The 18,404-nt window shown below is 48.3% G+C and carries 15 protein-coding genes; 7 read left to right on the top strand and 8 right to left on the bottom strand.

Features of this window, described 5'->3' with window-relative positions; translation table 11 throughout:
* Positions 1–4: 4 nt before the first annotated feature.
* The 5 genes from putP to CEQ32_RS15750 form a co-directional block, all read right to left on the bottom strand.
* Positions 5–1,501 carry a sodium/proline symporter PutP gene (gene putP / locus CEQ32_RS15765; protein ID WP_088586406.1) on the bottom strand — a complete coding sequence of 499 codons (1,497 nt, stop codon included), beginning with the start codon at positions 1,499–1,501 and terminating at the stop codon, positions 5–7.
* Between the two features lie 3 nt (positions 1,502–1,504).
* The gene (locus CEQ32_RS22985; protein ID WP_023266152.1) at positions 1,505–1,681 is read right to left on the bottom strand and encodes a hypothetical protein; all 177 of its coding nucleotides are present in this window, start codon (positions 1,679–1,681) and stop codon (positions 1,505–1,507) included.
* 325 nt (positions 1,682–2,006) lie between these two features.
* Positions 2,007–3,362, bottom strand: a complete 1,356-nt coding sequence (gorA, locus tag CEQ32_RS15760; RefSeq protein ID WP_088586405.1) for a glutathione-disulfide reductase — start codon at positions 3,360–3,362, stop codon at positions 2,007–2,009.
* A gap of 167 nt (positions 3,363–3,529) precedes the next feature.
* The gene (locus CEQ32_RS15755) at positions 3,530–4,060 is read right to left on the bottom strand and encodes a hypothetical protein (protein WP_088586404.1); all 531 of its coding nucleotides are present in this window, start codon (positions 4,058–4,060) and stop codon (positions 3,530–3,532) included.
* A 100-nt stretch (positions 4,061–4,160) separates the two neighbouring features.
* Positions 4,161–4,943: a hypothetical protein gene (locus tag CEQ32_RS15750; protein WP_088586403.1), complete on the bottom strand. Its 783-nt coding sequence runs from the start codon at positions 4,941–4,943 to the stop codon at positions 4,161–4,163.
* A 263-nt stretch (positions 4,944–5,206) separates the two neighbouring features.
* On the opposite strand from CEQ32_RS15750, the gene prlC reads away from it, so the two are divergent.
* Together prlC and CEQ32_RS15740 are read left to right on the top strand one after the other, a co-directional pair.
* Complete coding sequence (prlC, locus tag CEQ32_RS15745; RefSeq protein WP_088586402.1) at positions 5,207–7,246, top strand: oligopeptidase A; 2,040 nt, start codon at positions 5,207–5,209, stop codon at positions 7,244–7,246.
* Positions 7,247–7,372: 126 nt separating this feature from the next.
* Positions 7,373–7,903, top strand: coding sequence for a thioesterase family protein (locus CEQ32_RS15740; RefSeq protein WP_088586401.1), 531 nt, complete (start codon positions 7,373–7,375; stop codon positions 7,901–7,903).
* Between the two features lie 137 nt (positions 7,904–8,040).
* Here the strand turns inward: CEQ32_RS15740 and CEQ32_RS15730 are convergent, their stop codons facing one another.
* A complete protein-coding gene (locus CEQ32_RS15730; RefSeq protein WP_088586400.1) occupies positions 8,041–8,688 on the bottom strand; it encodes a glutathione S-transferase family protein in 648 nt (215 codons plus the stop codon).
* A gap of 203 nt (positions 8,689–8,891) precedes the next feature.
* Here CEQ32_RS15730 and CEQ32_RS15725 point away from each other — a divergent pair, with 203 nt between their 5' ends.
* The gene (locus tag CEQ32_RS15725) at positions 8,892–9,581 is read left to right on the top strand and encodes a DNA-3-methyladenine glycosylase I (RefSeq protein ID WP_088586399.1); all 690 of its coding nucleotides are present in this window, start codon (positions 8,892–8,894) and stop codon (positions 9,579–9,581) included.
* Positions 9,582–9,683: 102 nt separating this feature from the next.
* Here the strand turns inward: CEQ32_RS15725 and CEQ32_RS15720 are convergent, their stop codons facing one another.
* Positions 9,684–10,430, bottom strand: a complete 747-nt coding sequence (locus CEQ32_RS15720) for a TorF family putative porin (protein ID WP_088586398.1) — start codon at positions 10,428–10,430, stop codon at positions 9,684–9,686.
* A gap of 822 nt (positions 10,431–11,252) precedes the next feature.
* Between CEQ32_RS15720 and CEQ32_RS15715 the strand changes: the two genes are divergently transcribed.
* The 4 genes from CEQ32_RS15715 (at position 11,253) to CEQ32_RS15700 (ending at position 16,308) form a co-directional block, all read left to right on the top strand.
* On the top strand, positions 11,253–12,401 hold the full coding sequence (locus tag CEQ32_RS15715) for an efflux RND transporter periplasmic adaptor subunit (RefSeq protein WP_023266142.1): 1,149 nt from the start codon (positions 11,253–11,255) through the stop codon (positions 12,399–12,401).
* Between the two features lie 9 nt (positions 12,402–12,410).
* Positions 12,411–15,545, top strand: a complete 3,135-nt coding sequence (locus CEQ32_RS15710; RefSeq protein ID WP_088586397.1) for an efflux RND transporter permease subunit — start codon at positions 12,411–12,413, stop codon at positions 15,543–15,545.
* Positions 15,546–15,679: 134 nt separating this feature from the next.
* Positions 15,680–15,955, top strand: coding sequence for a hypothetical protein (locus CEQ32_RS15705; protein ID WP_037427427.1), 276 nt, complete (start codon positions 15,680–15,682; stop codon positions 15,953–15,955).
* Positions 15,956–15,987: 32 nt separating this feature from the next.
* Positions 15,988–16,308, top strand: coding sequence for a hypothetical protein (locus CEQ32_RS15700; protein WP_083848315.1), 321 nt, complete (start codon positions 15,988–15,990; stop codon positions 16,306–16,308).
* 97 nt (positions 16,309–16,405) lie between these two features.
* On the opposite strand, the gene CEQ32_RS15695 is transcribed toward CEQ32_RS15700, so the two are convergent.
* The gene (locus CEQ32_RS15695) at positions 16,406–18,013 is read right to left on the bottom strand and encodes an AbgT family transporter (protein ID WP_088586396.1); all 1,608 of its coding nucleotides are present in this window, start codon (positions 18,011–18,013) and stop codon (positions 16,406–16,408) included.
* Between the last annotated feature and the right edge of the window lie 391 nt (positions 18,014–18,404).

Raw genomic sequence — 18,404 nt, 5'->3', positions numbered from 1 at the left:
CTCCTTAGCTTTCCTCGGCCAGTACACGACCAGCCTGATGGAATTGCTTAGTGGTTTTAGGACAAGGATCGTTATCGAATTTGCTCACCAGATAAATCACAGTGCTGCTGACAACAAAGCCAGGGATCATCTCATACACTAAGCTACTCAATGCCTTACCATCGGCAAGCACGGGGGCATAAATCCAAAAGAGTACCGTGAGCGCGCCCGAAATAATCCCCGCAATCGCCGCTTTATGGGTGAGATTGGCTTTATACAAACTAAACAGCACCAGTGGACCAAATGCGGCACCAAAGCCTGCCCACGCATTACTCACGAGGGAGAGGATACTGTTCGAGCGGTCAAGCGCCAGCAGCGTTGCGACAATGGCAACACCAGCGACCCCGTAACGACCCATTTTGACCATCTCTTGCTCGCTCGCTTGTTTCTTCGACAGGGTGCGATAAATATCTTCGGTCAGCGAACTCGACGAGACTAATAACTGCGATGAAATCGTGCTCATAATGGCCGCGAGAATCGCTGCCAGTAGGAAGCCGCTGATTAAGGGATGAAATAGTAGCTCTGAAAACACGATAAAGATGGTTTCTGGATCCGAAAGCTTCATGCCAAATTTATTGGCGTAGGCGATACCGACCAAGCCCGTCGCTAAGGCACCGATAATGGTCACTGTCATCCAACTGATGCCGATGCGGCGTGCGGTTTTAATGTCGGCGACCGAGCGGATCGCCATAAAACGCACAATAATATGCGGCTGGCCGAAATACCCAAGTCCCCACGAGAGGCTAGAAATTAAGCCAAGCAGAGTCACATTTTGCATCGCGTCAGTAAAATGCGGGATCGACTGATAGGCAAAGTTCATCATGCGATCTGCGCTGGTAAATTCTTGATATGCCACGAAAGGCACTAAGACCAAGGCGACAAACATAATGCAGCCCTGCACAAAGTCGGTGAGGCTAACGGCTAAAAATCCCCCCAGCAGAGTGTACGACACCACGACGGCTAAGGTGACGACTAGGCCTATGTCGTAGTTCAGCCCAAAGGCGGATTCGAACAACTTGCCGCCCGCGACTAATCCCGCCGAGGTATAGAGGGTGAAAAAGATCACTATGATGGCGGCGGCAATAATGCGAATGCTGTTATCGGCCTGACCAAAGCGTTTAGCGAAGAACTCAGGAATCGTCAGCGCGTTATCGGCGACCTCGGTGTAGACCCGCAATTTAGGGGCGACCACCAGATAATTGATTAGAGCACCAATTAATAATCCGAGGGCGATATACAGGGTTTCAAACCCCACCAGAAACATAGCGCCGGGTAGGCCCATCAGCATCCAGCCACTCATATCCGAGGCGCCGGCCGAGAGAGCCGTGACTTGTGGGCTCACTTGGCGGCCACCCAAAATGTAGCCAGAGACATCATCGGTCGACTTACGGTAGGCGAACAAACCAATAGCGAGCATGGCAATAAAATAAATTGCCAATGAAACGTAAGAGAGGGGATTCATCGATTATTTTCCTCCTAACGCTTTGTTATTTTGAATGAAGCTCGGTTTCAAAATGACAAAGAGATAGGTACTTAGAATGGCGAACAGGCAGAAATATTGTAGTGTTCCATGCAGGCGTTCCCGGGTGGAACGGATGATCTGTGAGATGGGGTTTTCATCTGCAGCATGCTTAGCTGACATAATGCCTCCTTGATGTATTTAGGGTGAATAATAGTTAGTGCTATAACTATAATAAGATCTTTATTAGCAAGATATCAAGTTGAAATGCCCAGTTTGCATACTTTCGGTTGGTGTGACGCAAGGGAAATTGATTTGAATACTGATAAATTTATCTATGCTTTTAACCGAAAATTGGGGCTAAAGAGTGGGATGTTAAGAGCGGATAAATAGACGGAATGATCTAGCGTTGAACATAAAAAATGCGGCGCTGAGAATATCAGAACCGCTTTTATAAAATGCAACATTCACAGGCTATTGAGCCTGATTTAAGGATTGAGTCATGCGCTTAGCGCATGGTGACAAATTCCTCAGCTCCTGTGGGATGGATAGCGACAACTGCATCGAAATCGGCTTTGGTGGCGCCCATTTTCATGGCGACGCCAAAGCCTTGGAGAATTTCGTCCATACCAAAGCCAATGCCATGAATACCAACCACTTTCTCTTCTTTACCGGCGCAGACTAGCTTCATCTTGCAGGCTTGGCGATGGCTTGTTACAGCGGTATACATGGAGGTGAAACTGGAGGTGTAAACCTTCACATTGTCATCGCCATATTGCGCGCGGGCTTCTGGCTCGGTTAAGCCCATAGTGCCAATCGGTGGATGGCTAAAGACCACGGTTGGGATTTGACTGTAATCCATTTTGGCATCGCTCATGCCGTTAAATAGGCGCTCGGAGAGTAAACGACCCGCTTTAACTGCAACAGGAGTCAGCTCCACACCGCCCGCCATAATATCGCCCACGCAATAAATGCCTTTGTGGGTGGTATTTTGCTGCGCGTCGGTAATCACATAGCCTTTGCTATCCAGTTGCACATCGGTGTTTTCTAAACCGATATTGCCCGTTGCGGGTGAACGGCCGATAGCCCAAATCAGGCAATCGACGGTCACACTTTCGCCATTTTCAAGGTTCAGAGTCAGGCTGTCGTCGGCATTTTTGACCACAGATTGTGGGACGCTGTTGGTATGCAGGGTTGGGCCTTCGGTCTTCATGGCATCGACGAGGGCGTCGATCAGCATAGGATCGAAGTTACGCAGCGGCGCATGTTTACGCACAAACAGGTGAGTCTCACTGCCAAGTGCGTGCAACACGCCCGCGACTTCGACGGCGATATAGCCAGCACCGACGACTGCGACACGTTTAGGTTGTTCACGCAGGGCGAAGAAGCCATCGGAATCAATGCCATATTCTGCACCTGGAATGTTAGGGATGGTTGGCGCGCCGCCAGTAGCGATCAGGATATGGTCAGCCGTGTAGTGCTCGCCATTTACTTCAATCGTGTTGCCATTAACGAAACGGCCATAGCCATTGAGCAGGGTGACTTTGTTATTGGTAAAACCGCGACCGTAGGCCTCGTGGATGCGACCAATATAGGCTTCGCGGCTGTTTACTAAGGTGTTCCAGTCGAATTTGTTGACTGAAACATCAAATCCATAATCTTTGGCGTAGAGGTTCATGGCCTCGGCGATATGCGCACCATACCACATGACTTTTTTGGGTACGCAGCCCACGTTTACGCAGGTGCCGCCAACATGTTTTGCTTCGATGAGAAGCACTTTAGCGCCACGCATGGCAGCTCGGTTAGCTGAGGCGATACCGCCGCTGCCTGCGCCTAGGCAGATATAGTCAAAATGTTGAGCCATGAGTTTCTCCGTCTAACTCTAAGAATGAGGTGCTTATTAGCAGAAGGTCATTGTAGGTTGGAATGGGTTTGCAGACCAGCCCATTAGGTTGCTTTGGTATAGACCTTGTTTTGCCACAAAAAATCTCCATGAAGCTGAGATTTTATCCCTTGGCGGTTAGCTTAAGCTTAACGGCGATATTGGCAGCGATGGTAATCATCAGGGTTTGGTCCTTCTACGCCGCATTTAAGGCATTGCCACTCCTGCTTGCGAGCATTGAGCTCATCGCTATGGTAGTCGGCGGCTTGCTCTCGCTTATTGCCGATCTGGGTTTCGAGCTGTGACATGCGCGCATCAAGCCAACGGCAACTAGGATCGTTAGCGACTTTATCTCTGCTGGCGAGTTGTTGCTTGCGACTCAATTTTTTATTTTTAGTCTTAGTGGATTGCGTCTTGTTGGTCTTTGTTTTTGGGGACGCATCGTCAACATTGACGGTGGGAGGTGAATAATCCAAAGCGCTTTGCTCTGCGGGAATGGGCAGCGGTTTACCTTGACTGTCGAGCAGAGTCCCCAGTGGTAGTGAGTCAGTCGTACTACTTTTTGACAGAGATTCTAATACTAATTCAGGCTCGCTCTCGGGTGCCGCTAAGGATGGCAGAGTACAAAATGCTAGTGTAATAAATGTATTCGTGAGTATTTTAAACTGATTAGCCAACATTCCCTGTGCCTCGCTAAATCAAGGTCGTTCCATCGACATCTTGAGTGTAGTTTGGACGGGAACGGTTTGCCAAGCCGAAGGGAGTTAGGCCGAGTAACGCTTAGAAGCTGATATTGAAGTGGATGCCCGCATAGGTTTGATCCTGTGAGCTAAAGTCGCCATTCGTGGCCGCTTCTTGCTCTATATCTGCCTGCGCAATGCTGTGGCTAATATGGCCACTAATATTCATATTCTCGGTAAGGTTATAGCTTGCTTCTAGCCCAAACTGGAGATGATTTCTACCATTGTGCTCTTCTGTTCGATATTTAAAATCAACGCCTTGTGTTACGTAGGGGGAGAGTGTGAATTGCTCTGTAACTTGCCAATAGCTGTGTAGGCTCAGCTCCACAAAATAGCCCGCCGCCTCGGTGGAGTAGACATAACTCACGGAAGGCACTAGCCAAGGCTTGGCGGTGTAAGCCAATTCAGCAAACAGTTCGTTATCCTGACAGCGACTGCTGCTATAGCCTTCAATCCGTTGATAGCCCACATGTGCTTCAACATCTTCACTGAAGTGTAATGCGTATTCGAGGCCAATGTTCCACTCGGTATAAGCCTGACTATCACCACGTCCGACAAGGGCGTAGGTTGTCAGGTTGCCGTATTCAACGCTGGCGTTCATCCAATAGATACCGCCATGCTTGAGGTTGTTGCGGCCTTGGGAGATGTACTTGCTGTCCCAACCTAGGTCGAGATTCGCGGCCCAGTCTGATGTCAATACGGGCAATACGCCGCTACTGACCCCTTCGGTTTGCGCGAGGCTTTCGTTGCCCCAGCTATTGTTTGCACAAGCTAAGCTGAGAATGCCCAAGGTACTGAGGATGAAGTGTTTTAAAACGGCCATATCGAAATCTAATCTAGATGCGAACTATGACGATATTTTAATACAGCGGAATATGATCGTTAATGAGAATGGATTTGATTTGCGATCAACTCGTCAAGATTGAATAAGTAAATTTGGTGTAAATCTTAATTGTGAGCTGGCTCGCTTTTTTCTTCGTCTAATGGCGTTAGCGACATAGACGAAGGTTGCAATCGGTTTTCTCGCCTTGATAAATAGTAGATAAGCCCTTATTTATTAGCTACACAGATTGTAGAGGAACCATTATGAGCAACCCTTTGCTTAACGGCGCAAAATTACCGCTTTTTTCCCAGATTAAACCTGAACATATTCAAGTTGCCGTTGAGCAGGCCATTGCTCAGTGTCGTGCCAAGATTGATGAAGTGCTGCAAAACTCAGGGCCGTTTACGTGGGATAACTTAGTCGCCCCGCTCGAGCAAGTGGACGACGAGTTAAGCCAGATCTGGTCGCCCGTCTCCCATATGAACTCAGTGGTGAGTACCGATGAATGGCGCGCCGCCCATGATGCTTGTTTGCCACTGTTATCCGAATATGGCACCTATGTGGGCCAACACCAAGGGCTGTATCAGGCCTATAAATCGCTGCGTGCATCGGCAGAGTTTGACCAATTAAGCCAAGCACAACAGATGGTGATTGAGCACAGCTTACGGGACTTCGAGCTTTCGGGTATCGGCTTAGATGATGGGCAAAAAGTGCGTTATGGCGAAATTGTGAAACGCCTATCCGAGTTGACGAGCGGCTTTTCGAATCAACTGCTCGATGCGACCCAAGCTTGGACTAAGTTAATTACCGACGAGGCAGAATTAGCTGGTTTACCCGATTCAGCTAAGGCGGCCGCAAAAGCGATGGCCGAGGCCCGCGAGCAAGAAGGTTGGTTATTTACCTTAGATTTCCCTTCTTATTTACCTGTGATGACCTACAGCGAAAACCGTAGTCTACGTGAAGAGTGTTATCGCGCCTTCGTGACGCGCGCCTCGGATCAAGGTCCAAATGCGGGTGAATTCGATAATGGTCCCTTGATGGATGAAATCCTTGCGCTGCGCCACGAGCTGGCACAGTTGTTAGGCTTTGATAGTTTTGCCGAAAAATCCCTCGCGACGAAAATGGCCGAAACTCCTGCTCAAGTAATGGCCTTCTTAAATGAATTAGCGCTGCGCTCAAAAGACCAAGCTAAGGCCGAATTAGCCGAGCTTAAAGCCTTTGCACTGGAGCAGTATGGCGTGAGCGAAATGGCGTCTTGGGATTTGAGTTTCTATGCCGAGAAGTTACAGCAACATAAATATGAGATTTCTCAAGAGTTGCTGCGCCCTTACTTCCCCGAAGATAAAGTGCTTTCTGGCTTGTTTTACACCGTCTCGCGTCTATTTGGCTTAAAAATTGTTGAGCAAACTGAGTTCGACCGCTGGCATAAAGACGTGCGTTTCTTCGATATTTTCGACGAAACGGGCGAACACAGAGGCAGCTTCTATTTAGACTTATACGCCCGCACAGGCAAACGCGGCGGCGCTTGGATGGATGATTGCCGCGTGCGTCGTAATACGCCCCATGGTCTACAAAAGCCCGTGGCTTATCTCACCTGCAACTTTAATGGCCCTGTGGATGGCAAACCAGCACTCTTTACCCATGATGAAGTGACGACGCTGTTCCATGAGTTTGGCCATGGCATTCACCATATGCTGACCAAAATTGATGTGGCTGGCGTATCGGGTATCAACGGTGTGCCTTGGGATGCGGTCGAATTGCCTAGCCAGTTTATGGAAAACTGGTGCTGGCAAGAAGAAGCTTTGGCTGAAATCTCCGGTCACTACGAAACCGGTGAACCTTTGCCAAAAGCCATGCTAGACAAGATGTTAGCTGCGAAAAACTTCCAATCTGGCATGATGATGTTGCGCCAGCTTGAGTTTTCACTGTTCGATTTTAGATTGCACCACGAATATGACCCCGCCAAAGGGGCGCGTATTCAAGAGACCTTGGACGCAGTGCGTCGTCAGGTGGCCGTGTTAATTCCGCCTGCATTTAACCGTTTCCAACATGGTTTTGCGCATATTTTTGCGGGCGGTTATGCCGCGGGTTACTACAGTTACAAGTGGGCCGAAGTGCTGTCGGCGGATGCGTTTTCTCGCTTCGAAGAGGAAGGCATCTTCAATCCTGAAACTGGCCGTAGCTTCCTGCACAACATCCTCGAAATGGGTGGTTCTGCTGAGCCGATGGACTTGTTCAAACAGTTTATGGGACGCGAGCCGAGTATCGATGCGCTGCTGCGTCACTCTGGGATTGCGGCTTAAGCCACTAAATAGGAAAGCTTGAGCATAAAAAGGCGCCATTTGGCGCCTTTTTTGTGAGCCAGATCTCGCTTGCCCTCTGGTATGACCTCTGTTAGCCTGTGGCTCTTATTTTTAGGGCGACTGCATATGAATCTGTATTTCCGTTTGTTTTGGTTGTTGTTTTGGCGCACGCGTCACTGCCGTAAGATTGATTTTTTAGGCATGAGCCGCATTACTTACCGTGCATTACCTAGCGATTGCGATATTAACTTCCATCTGACCAACTCCCGTTATCCGGCGTTTATGGATCTGGCGCGCACCTATATGCTGGCCGAAATGGGGCTGTTGAAGCGTTTCCTCAAATTGAAGTGGATGCCGATTGTTAACGCCGCCGAATTTACCTATATCCGCGATATCAAGCCGTTAAAAAAGTTTGAGATTGAAACCAAAGTCGTGGGCTGGGACGAGAAATATTTCTATATTGAACAACGTTTTGTGAGTGAGCGTGGCCTGCACTGTATAGTGCATGTGCGTGGTGTGTTTGTCTGTAAAGGTAAGCAAGTTCCCTTGGATGTGTTAGTCAAAGAGGCGGGTTATACCGATCCTGCTCCTGAGCTGCCGCCAGAAGTCATTAAATGGAAAGCGTTTTTACAATTGAAGAAAGAACGCAATCGCTAGGGCGTGTTGACGTTTCTGCTGCGTTATCGTCCGTTTATGTAGAATAACTACACCGCACAGACTTCGCCTTGCATAAACGCCAGCCAAATTGCTGCAAAAATAACCCTGAAACGTCAACACGCCCTAATGTGTTGGCACTAGGGAATACTCCTGATCCCTGTGTCTTCTTCCATTTCGGCGAGTAGCACTTCTTCAAGCACCAGCATCCAGGCGCCGCGTAGCTGCGCCTGTTGCCAGTAACGCACTAGTTCATCTAAATCCAGCAGATTTAAGTGGGAAAAACTGTAGCTTAAACAGGGGATAAGCGCGCAGTCGGCCAAGGTAAAACTGTCGCCGCACACCCAGTGATTCTGCGTTAGATGGGCATCCAAACGCTGAAACTGGATAAACATCTGCTTCTCTATCTGCTTGATCTCAAATTCGTGCCCTTCGGGGGCATGCTTTAATTTTTCCAATTGAAATAATGGGTTATTAATATCGTTATCTATGATGCGATCGAATAAGCGCACCGCAAGATTGCGTTCGGGGTCGGCGGGCAGTAACTGGGTACTGTTTTGAAAATGCCTGTCTAGGTATTCAATAATAATGCTGGACTCGGGGAGCAGTTGACCTTCGTGGGTTTTAAGTAATGGGAGTTTGCCGGGAGGATAAAATTGCTGGAATGTTTGACGTGCTAGCGGGTCGCGCAAATCGGTGATCCGCGGGTAAAAGTTAGCTTGTTTTTCATAGAGAGCAATCAACACCTTCTGTGAATAACGTGATAACGGATGATAGAACAGCTCCATAGGTGTCGACCCCACAACCCCTGCATTTTTTGACTCTACGCCTTAACTTTAGTCGTTATCAAGGCGCTTGCTGTGGGATTTTTCTGCAGATTGGCGTCAGTTGCGTAAAAGTGGGTTGCCATGCGGAATGATCCACTCGCGCAAAAATTCGGTACTATTAGCTTTAAAATCGCAGTGAAATAGAGATAACCAAAGGTAACAGTATGAGCCAGTTAGAAAGTTTCTCATCCATCTATGCCAGAGCGAGTGAGCGCAAGGGCGGTAAAAAGGGGCTTGAAGCATTACTGCCTGGCTGCCTAACGAGTGCCGAAATTCGCCAGTATGATGATGCTACGTTGCTCTCTGCCATGAGCCGACAGGTGTTTCAGAGTGGCTTTGTCTGGCGAGTGGTCGATAATAAGTGGCCCGCCTATGAGCAATCTTTCTTTCATTTTGTGCCTGAAAAGGTGTTGATGCTGTCACCGGAGCAGATCCAAACGCGCGCTGCGGATGCGACTCTGATCCGCCATTTAAAGAAAACCCAGGCGATTTATGATAATGCCTTGATGATCCATGATATTGCCCGCGAACATGGCAGCTTGGCTAAGCTGATTGCCGAGTGGCCGACCGAAGATATAGTCGGGCTTTGGGCACTCTTAAAGAAACGAGGCGCTCGCCTCGGAGGCAATACGGGGCCGTATTTCCTGCGCGGTATTGGTAAGGACACCTTTTTGTTAACCGATGATGTGCAAGGTTATTTTAAGGCGCACAAGCTGGTGGATGCCGGTTTTAGCTCGCAAACGGCGTTAAAACAGGTGCAGACCGCCTTCAACCAATGGCAGCAAGAATCGGGTCGTTGTCTTGCGGATATCAGCCGCGTTTTAGCCTGTAGCGTGGGCGATAATCGTATTTAGATAAAAAAGGACCAGCCAAATTGGCTGGTCAAGGCTCGATATTTCAAGCAATTGGAGTACTGCAGGGAAGCAGCGGGATGAACGTATAAGCAAAAAACAGGATTAGAAACTCTTACTGATCCCAATGACGACTCTGTCATCGAAGATTTCAGTCTGTGTGCCATAGACTTTATGGTCGCTGTCGACAGTGCTGCCGTGGTAGCGTAAATCGAAGTTGAGGCCGTAGTATGCTTTGCTCAAGCCGATGTTCCAGTGGCCCCAACCTTCGGCGCCATCACCCGTGAGGTCTTGATAACCCACGGATGCCGAAATTTTTACGCCATTGTCAAAGCTATAGCTTGGGTGCAAGGCATAGTTAACCCCGTGCCAGCCATCGACACCAAACCAATCATCAACCGTTGGGGTGACTTCGAGTTGCAGATTCGCACGGCCAAATTGTTTGCCTACTTTTAACCATAATTCGGTGTAGTTAGAGTAAGACGCACCCGGATAGAGGTATGAAAACAACATTACATCATAGGTAAAACCGGAATCGCCAAACTCACCCGCTTTACCAATAAAAGGTGCGGTCACGATTTCTAAGTTAGGGTCGGCGAATTTGATGTTGGAGCTAAATACGCCCGCATACCAACCTTGGTTGTGATTCCAACTCAGCGTACCTTGTACCACGGGAATATCACCGTCTAAGGTCTCTGATTCACCGCGGAACACATAATCCGAGGCAAAGTTAACATTGCCGTTAATGCTGCCACCAAAAAGCTGGTTGTCTTCGGCACCATGGGAGCTGGCCGCCAGTGAAAGTAACGCCCCACTTAGCAGAAATTTAGTACGAGTCTTCATAATCATCATCTCAAAGTCATTGGGAATTGTTAGCGCACCTTTATCGTAAAAATAAGTTGTGAATAGCGGTGCAGCTTGGGATGAACCAATGACGAAAAGATATGAATGAATGTGAACAAGCAGCGAAATAGCGCGATTGCGAGCAGCGTTTATTTTTTAAATGCGTTTTTTGGGAAGCAGAGTTTCATTTAATGGGGTGTAAATCGCCATTTCGGGTTTGCCCTCAATTACACTTGGTCATAAAATGTCGCGTCCAAGGTTTTGGGCGTCTCTCATTTCCAAGATGTAGATTTAAAAAGAATTTACATAAGCCATATATTATTTCACGGTATCAAGAGTATTTTTCGCCTACGATTTTTCAACGCTTTAGTTGGATAACAAGGCGATATGAACCATCCTTGTTTATCAAGCATCTGCCGTTATTTGGGAGATGTTATATGCGTAAAATCTTATTAATGAGAGGCGCGAGCGAATATATCGCATCGTTATCGATTAACTGTGTTCAGCATTTATGGTGACTAAAGCTGTGTTGCCAAACATGTTTGCAACATTTTTGATATAGAGTAGGCTGGATAAGTGCTTTGTATCGTATAACGCTAACAACCTTATCCACTATTAGCATATTCATTAAATAGGGTAACAATGTAATGAATAAGGTATTCGCTAGGGTGTAAACATTTTCATTAGTTTACATTTTAGTTGGTTTATCTTTCTTGTTCATCCTTATAGGGTATGCGATAAGTAGCAGATTTGATTTTAGTTATAATTACGGCCGTGAGTTCACCATTGCAGCGTGGCAAAACGGTAGCGTTAATATTTAAAGGAGTTCTCATGCGGCAGACAATTAAACTTGCCTCAGTAATTAGCGTGGCGTTGTGGATGGCAGCTTGTAGCCCTCAAGAAGAGAAGGCTGGTCATGCTGGCGCTGGGCCGCAGAGTGTTGAGGTGGGGGTCATCAATGTGGCGACCAAGCCTCAGGTTATCCAAGTCGAATTACCGGGCCGTAGCAAGGCGTTCCTCGAAGCCGAAGTGCGTCCTCAAGTGAATGGTATTATTACCAAGCGTAGCTTTGTTGAAGGCGGTCATGTGAAGCAGGGCGAGTCTCTCTATCAAATCGATTCTGCACCTTATAAAGCTGCATTGGTAAGCGCAAATGCCGATTTAGCCAGAGCGAATGCGAGTCTTGCATCGGCTAAGGCGAAAGCTGCCCGTTATCAGCAGTTAGTGAAGACTAACGCCATCAGTAAGCAGGATTTCGACGAAGCTGAAGCGGCTTACAAAGAAGCGCTGGCGAGTGTGACTGTGGCTGAAGCGGCAATCAACACTGCCAAAATTAACCTCGAATACACCGAAGTGTTAGCGCCTATTTCAGGCCGTATCGGTAAATCGAGTGTGACAGCCGGTGCGCTGGTGACCGCTAACCAAAGCCAAACGTTGGCGACCATTCAACAGCTCGATCCTATCAACGTGGATATCGCGCAGTCGAGTGCTCAGCTGTTACGTCTAAAAGCCAAGCTGCAGCAAGGTAAGCTGCAGGCGGCTGATAACGCTGACGTGCAGTTAGTCTTAGAAGACGGCACGATTTATGGCCACAGCGGTAAGCTGCAATTTGCTGAAGTGAGTGTGGATGAAAACACTGGCTCAGTGATCCTGCGTGCAGAGTTCCCTAACCCCGATGGCATCTTACTGCCTGGCATGTATGTTCGCGCCGTATTGAATACTGGTACCGATCCTCAAGCCATCCTAGTGCCGCAAAAAGCCATTAGCCGTAACGCTAAGGGTCAAGCCGTGGCTATGGTGGTGAACGATCAAGGCGTAGTGGAAGCAAAAATTGTTACCACAGCTGAAGTTATCGACAATCAATGGCGTATTACTGCCGGTTTGGAAGCGGGCGATAAGTTGATTGTGGAAGGATTACAAAAGATCCGTCCAGGTGCACCAGTCACTCCCAAAGTTATTTCTGAAACCCAAGCACAATAGGGCATAGCTATGGCACGTTTTTTTATTGATCGCCCCATCTTTGCGTGGGTGATCGCCTTAATCATTATGTTGGCGGGGGTTCTGTCGATCCGATCCCTGCCAGTCTCGCAGTACCCTAGTATTGCGCCACCGACAGTGGTGATCAGTGCGAACTACCCAGGTGCATCGGCCAAAATCGTTGAAGACTCAGTGACTCAGGTGATTGAGCAACGTATGAAGGGTATCGACCACCTACGTTATATCGCATCAACCAGTGATAGCTTTGGTAACGCTTCTATTACCTTGACCTTTAACGCGGAAGCCGATCCGGATATCGCGCAGGTTCAGGTTCAGAACAAGTTACAGGGTGCAATGACTTTGTTACCACAAGAGGTGCAATCTCAAGGGGTTAACGTTAACAAGTCAAGCTCTGGCTTCCTGATGGTATTGGGCTTCGTATCGACCGACGGTTCTTTGGACAAGGGTGACATCGCCGACTATGTGGGCGCTAACATCCAAGATCCTATGAGCCGTGTACCGGGCGTGGGTGAAATTCAGATTTTCGGTGCTCAGTACGCGATGCGTATATGGTTAGACCCGCTGAAACTGACTCAATATAACCTCACTAGCTTAGATGTGGTGAGTGCTATCCGCGCGCAAAACGCACAGGTATCTGCCGGTCAACTTGGTGGTACGCCATCACTGCCAGGACAAGAGCTGAACGCGACTGTATCGGCACAGAGCCGTCTGCAAACGCCAGAACAATTCCGCAAGATTATTCTTAAATCCGATACGTCGGGTGCGAACGTGTTCTTGGGTGATGTGGCGCGTGTCGAGTTGGGTTCAGAAAGTTATGCCGTAGAGTCTCTGTATAATGGTAAACCTGCCTCGGGTATTGCGATTAAGCTGGCAACCGGTGCTAACGCCTTAGATACGGCGGCAGCGGTTCGCGCTAAAGTTGAAGAGTTGCGTCCCTTCTTCCCTGCTGGGTTAGATGTGGTTTACCCCTACGATACGACACCATTCGTTGATAAATCGATTGAAGGCGTAGTCCACACTCTGCTTGAAGCGATCGTACTGGTGTTCGTCATCATGTACCTCTTCCTGCAGAACTTCCGTGCGACATTAATTCCAACAATTGCAGTACCTGTGGTATTGCTGGGTACCTTTGCGATTCTCTCTGCAACGGGCTTCTCCATCAACACCCTCACCATGTTTGCAATGGTATTGGCGATTGGTCTACTCGTGGACGACGCGATTGTGGTGGTTGAAAACGTTGAGCGGGTGATGGCCGAAGAGGGCTTAAGTCCACTCGAAGCGACCCGTAAGTCGATGGATCAAATTACTGGCGCGTTAGTCGGTATAGGTCTGACCTTGTCTGCGGTATTCGTACCTATGGCGTTTATGTCGGGTTCTACTGGGGTAATTTACCGTCAGTTCTCGATCACTATCGTTTCTGCGATGGCGCTGTCTGTGCTGGTGGCCTTGATTTTAACCCCCGCACTCTGTGCGACTATGCTCAAACCGTTGAAGAAGGGTCATGGCCATATCGAAACGGGTTTCTTCGGTTGGTTTAACCGTGGTTTCGATCGCTTAACGAACCGTTACGAATCGAGCGTGGCTGGCATTGTGAAGCGTGGCTTCAGGGTCATGATGATTTACGCTGCATTAGTGGTGGCAGTGGGCTGGATTTTCATGCGCATGCCAACGGCATTCTTACCAGACGAAGACCAAGGTATCTTGTTCACGCAGGCAATTTTGCCAACCAACTCTACCCAAGAAAGCACCATGAAAGTGTTAGAGAAAGTCTCTGATCACTTTATGGCTGAAGAAGGCGTAAGGTCGGTATTTAGTGTTGCGGGCTTCAGTTTTGCGGGTCAAGGCCAGAACATGGGTATTGCCTTCGTTGGCTTGAAGGATTGGTCAGAGCGTGAAGCGCCAGGTATGGATGTACAATCCATTGCGGGCCGCGCTATGGGTGTATTCAGCCAAATGAAAGAAGCCTTCGTATTCGCCTTCGTACCGCCAGCGGTCATCGAGTTGGGTACGGCCAATGGTTTCGATATGTACCTGCAAGATAAAAACGGCCAAGGTCACGATAAGTTAGTGGCGGCGCGTAACCAATTGCTGGGTATGGCAGCTCAAAATCCAAACCTTGTGGGGGTTCGCCCTAATGGTCAGGAAGATGCGCCAATTTATCAATTGCACATTGATCATGCTAAGTTGAGCGCATTAGGCGTTGAGATTGCTAACGTTAACAATGTGTTGGCAACGGCGTGGGGTGGTTCTTATGTTAACGACTTTATTGACCGTGGCCGTGTTAAAAAGGTATTTGTGCAAGGTGATGCTCAATACCGTATGCAGCCAGAAGACCTAGACACTTGGTATGTGCGTAACAACAAGGGCGATATGGTGCCGTTTTCAGCCTTTGCGACAGGTTCTTGGGAATACGGCTCACCACGTCTAGAACGTTTTAACGGTTTACCTGCGGTGAATATTCAAGGCGCAACAGCACCTGGCTTTAGTACTGGTGCGGCCATGAATATTATGGAAGACCTAGTTAAACAGTTACCACCGGGCTTTGGCATCGAGTGGAACGGCTTATCCTATGAGGAGCGTTTATCGGGTAACCAAGCGCCTGCGCTATATGCGTTGTCGATTCTGGTGGTATTCCTCGTATTGGCTGCACTGTATGAGAGCTGGTCTGTTCCGTTTGCGGTAATCCTAGTGGTTCCGCTAGGTATTATCGGTGCCCTGCTGGCGATGAATGGCCGTGGCTTGCCAAACGACGTGTTCTTCCAAGTAGGTCTGCTGACAACCGTTGGTTTGGCAACCAAGAACGCCATCTTGATTGTGGAATTTGCGAAAGAGTTCTACGAGAAAGGGGCGGGTCTGGTTGAAGCGACGTTACATGCTGTACGTGTGCGTTTGCGTCCGATTCTGATGACATCGCTGGCGTTTGGTTTGGGGGTTGTGCCGTTAGCCATTAGTACGGGTGTAGGTTCAGGTAGCCAGAATGCCATCGGTACTGGTGTACTTGGCGGTATGATGAGTTCGACGTTCTTAGGTATCTTCTTCGTGCCACTGTTCTTCGTTATTGTTGAGCGGATCTTTAGTAAACGAGAGAGAAAAGCGAAAGACGAAAAGCCAACATCGGCGGAGTAATCTAGCGTTCTAATCAAAGCCCTGTATTTACAGGGCTTTTTGTTGGGCGAAAAATATTATCGTTACAAGGATGGATAGCTACCTTGAATCAATTCGGGCATATTAAATGAGTCAAGATAAAAAGGGAGCTGGTGATGTCGGCAGTCAGTAAAGATCAATTAATCAAATTAGAGGCATCTCTCGCAAAGGGAAAGTGGTATTTCATCTTGGTGATTGGCGTACTGTATTGGGGGAGTGTGACGTCACTTTTGGTGGCGGGGTTTCAATACTTCACCGCTGAGACGCCATTTTGGCAGGCAATGAAAGTCGCACTATATATTTATCCCGCGAGTGGCGTGCTATTTGGCTGGACGCTATGGATGCAGTTAAATCACAGAAGAGATAAACTGCGCGGCAAATATCGTCCATAATCAATACATAGCGCTGGCGTAGGAGCAAAATCGTGTCATCGGTGAGCAGTCTTATCACTAAGCAACTTGTCGTAGCGATGATTTGCCATGCTATCGCTATTGGCATTTTGGCCTATGGCGCCTATGAGTTTTATCTTGAGCAGCTTGTCGTCCCCGAGCTCATCCGTAGTGTTGCCGTAGCGGTATTTTTTATCGGCATGGGACTCGAACCCAATATGTTTTTTACACCGTTAAGTCAGGTCATGATCCAAGCCGACGATAAGTCGCCTAAGTCGAAATTACAAACGATGGTGTTTAACTTTGGGGTTTTCTTACTGATTTGTGGCTTTTTAATGGAATGGTTGTACGACTAGCCCGCTAAACCTGTCCATGAAAAAGGCGCCGAGACTAGCTGCGACGCCCTAATCAACCTCGCGAAAGTTAAACTTGTGCTTCAGGCATCACTCGTGCCTAAGGCGTATAGTAAGTTGCTGCCCCTGGCCCTACTGGTAAACCAAAACCGAATACCCACAGAAAGAAAAACGCCGTCCAGCCAACGAAAAACACTAAGGTGTACGGCAGCATAGTGGCGATCAGTGTGCCTATGCCGAGGTTTTTTTGATAGCGACAGGCCACTGCTAAAATCAATCCGAAATAACTCATCATTGGCGTGATTAAGTTAGTTACCGAATCCCCAATACGGTAGGCCGCTTGAATGGTTTCGGGCGCATAGCCAACCAACATCAACATGGGCACAAAAATGGGTGCGGTAATAGCCCACTGTGCTGAAGCACTGCCCAGCATTAGGTTGATAAAACCGCACAGCATAATAAAAAACAGGAACAGGATTGGCCCAGTTAACCCTATGGATTGCAAGGCATCTGCGCCCAACACGGCTAACACGGCGCCGAGATTACTCCAGTTAAAGAAGGCCACAAATTGTGCCGCAAAGAACACCAGTACGATATACAGTCCCATTGTACTCATACTGTGCGACATGGCATTGATAACATCTTTATCGTTATTAATACTACCTACCACTTTACCGTAGACAAAACCTGGGATCGCAAAACAGATAAAGATAAAGGCGACAATTCCCTTGAGGAAGGGTGAGCCCGAAACCAGACCGGTTTTAGGATCGCGCAGTGGTGCACCCTCTGGCACGACTGATAGCGCAAGGATTACCGCTAGCACCAGCATAGATAACCCCGCCCACTTGAGGCCGCGTTTTTCCAGCTCAGTGATATTGCCCATGGATTGATGCACGGTTTCATCGGCATCATCGCCCTGATACTTGCCCAGTTTCGGCTCGACAATTTTCTCGGTTACAAAGGCGCCGAGGAAAGTGATCACAAAGGTCGAGACAAACATAAAGTACCAGTTAACTTCAGGGCCGACGTTGTAGTCGGGGTCGATCATCCGCGCCGCCGCTTCAGTTATGCCCGATAACAGTGGATCGACAGTACCGAGCAATAGATTTGCGCTGTATCCCCCTGATACTCCTGCAAATGCAGCGGCTAAGCCTGCTAACGGATGGCGGCCTAAGGAATGAAAAATCATCGCCGCCATGGGAATTAATACCACATACCCTAGCTCTGCCGCGGTGTTTGACATAATTCCCGCAAACACGATAGTCACTGTCACTAAACGCTTTGATGTTCCCATAACGAGTGCGCGCATGGCGGCGGATAATAGTCCTGAACGCTCGGCGATACCCACACCCAGTAGGGCAACCAGAACCGTGCCCAAGGGGGTAAAACCGGTAAAGTTAGTGACTAAGTTGGACACTATCATCCGCAAGCCTTCGGCATTCATCAGGCTGACCACATGGATAAGTCCATCGGCACCTCGGCCGTGGGCGCCCTCGGGGCGTGGATCGGCCACCGTCAACTCAAAGTAGCCAGCAATGCCAGACACCAGAATCACGGCGACACAAAATAGAGCAAACAGGGTAATAGGGTGTGGCAATAAATTACCTAACCGTTCGACAATATTCAGAAAGCGTACAAACCAGCCACTTGAGCTGATGTCATGTGGGGGCGATGTCTTTATGGGAATATGATTGGATTTCAAACTCATGCCTTGCCTCTGTCGACCTTTGCTAGCGCATTTTTTATCCGTGAGCTGAATCGATGCGGCGTGACTTGGCTGAGGAGCCTCTCGCTCAAGTGATTGGATTAACGCTAAGGTAAAAGTGAAAAAATTGGCCGAAAAGTATGATGCTTGTGCTTTAAATAAAACTTAAATGAGGCTAGAGCAGTATGTAGGCAGATTTTGGATAAAAAAATGGACTCACGGGGAGTCCAGTATTCACGAGCAAAAAGGTTGCTCTAAACGTTGTGCAAATTAACTATAGCTTAGTTTTTCTGTATCCAAGCTGAATGTTTTCAATCAATTCGGGTTTAATCTTGTCACAAAAAATCTTGGGTCAGATGCTCTTACCTGTGCAGTAAAAGATAACATTTCATTG

The organism is Shewanella sp. FDAARGOS_354, assembly GCF_002209245.2.
GTDB classification, from domain to species: domain Bacteria; phylum Pseudomonadota; class Gammaproteobacteria; order Enterobacterales; family Shewanellaceae; genus Shewanella; species Shewanella xiamenensis.
This window is presented reverse-complemented; position numbering and strand designations above follow the sequence as displayed.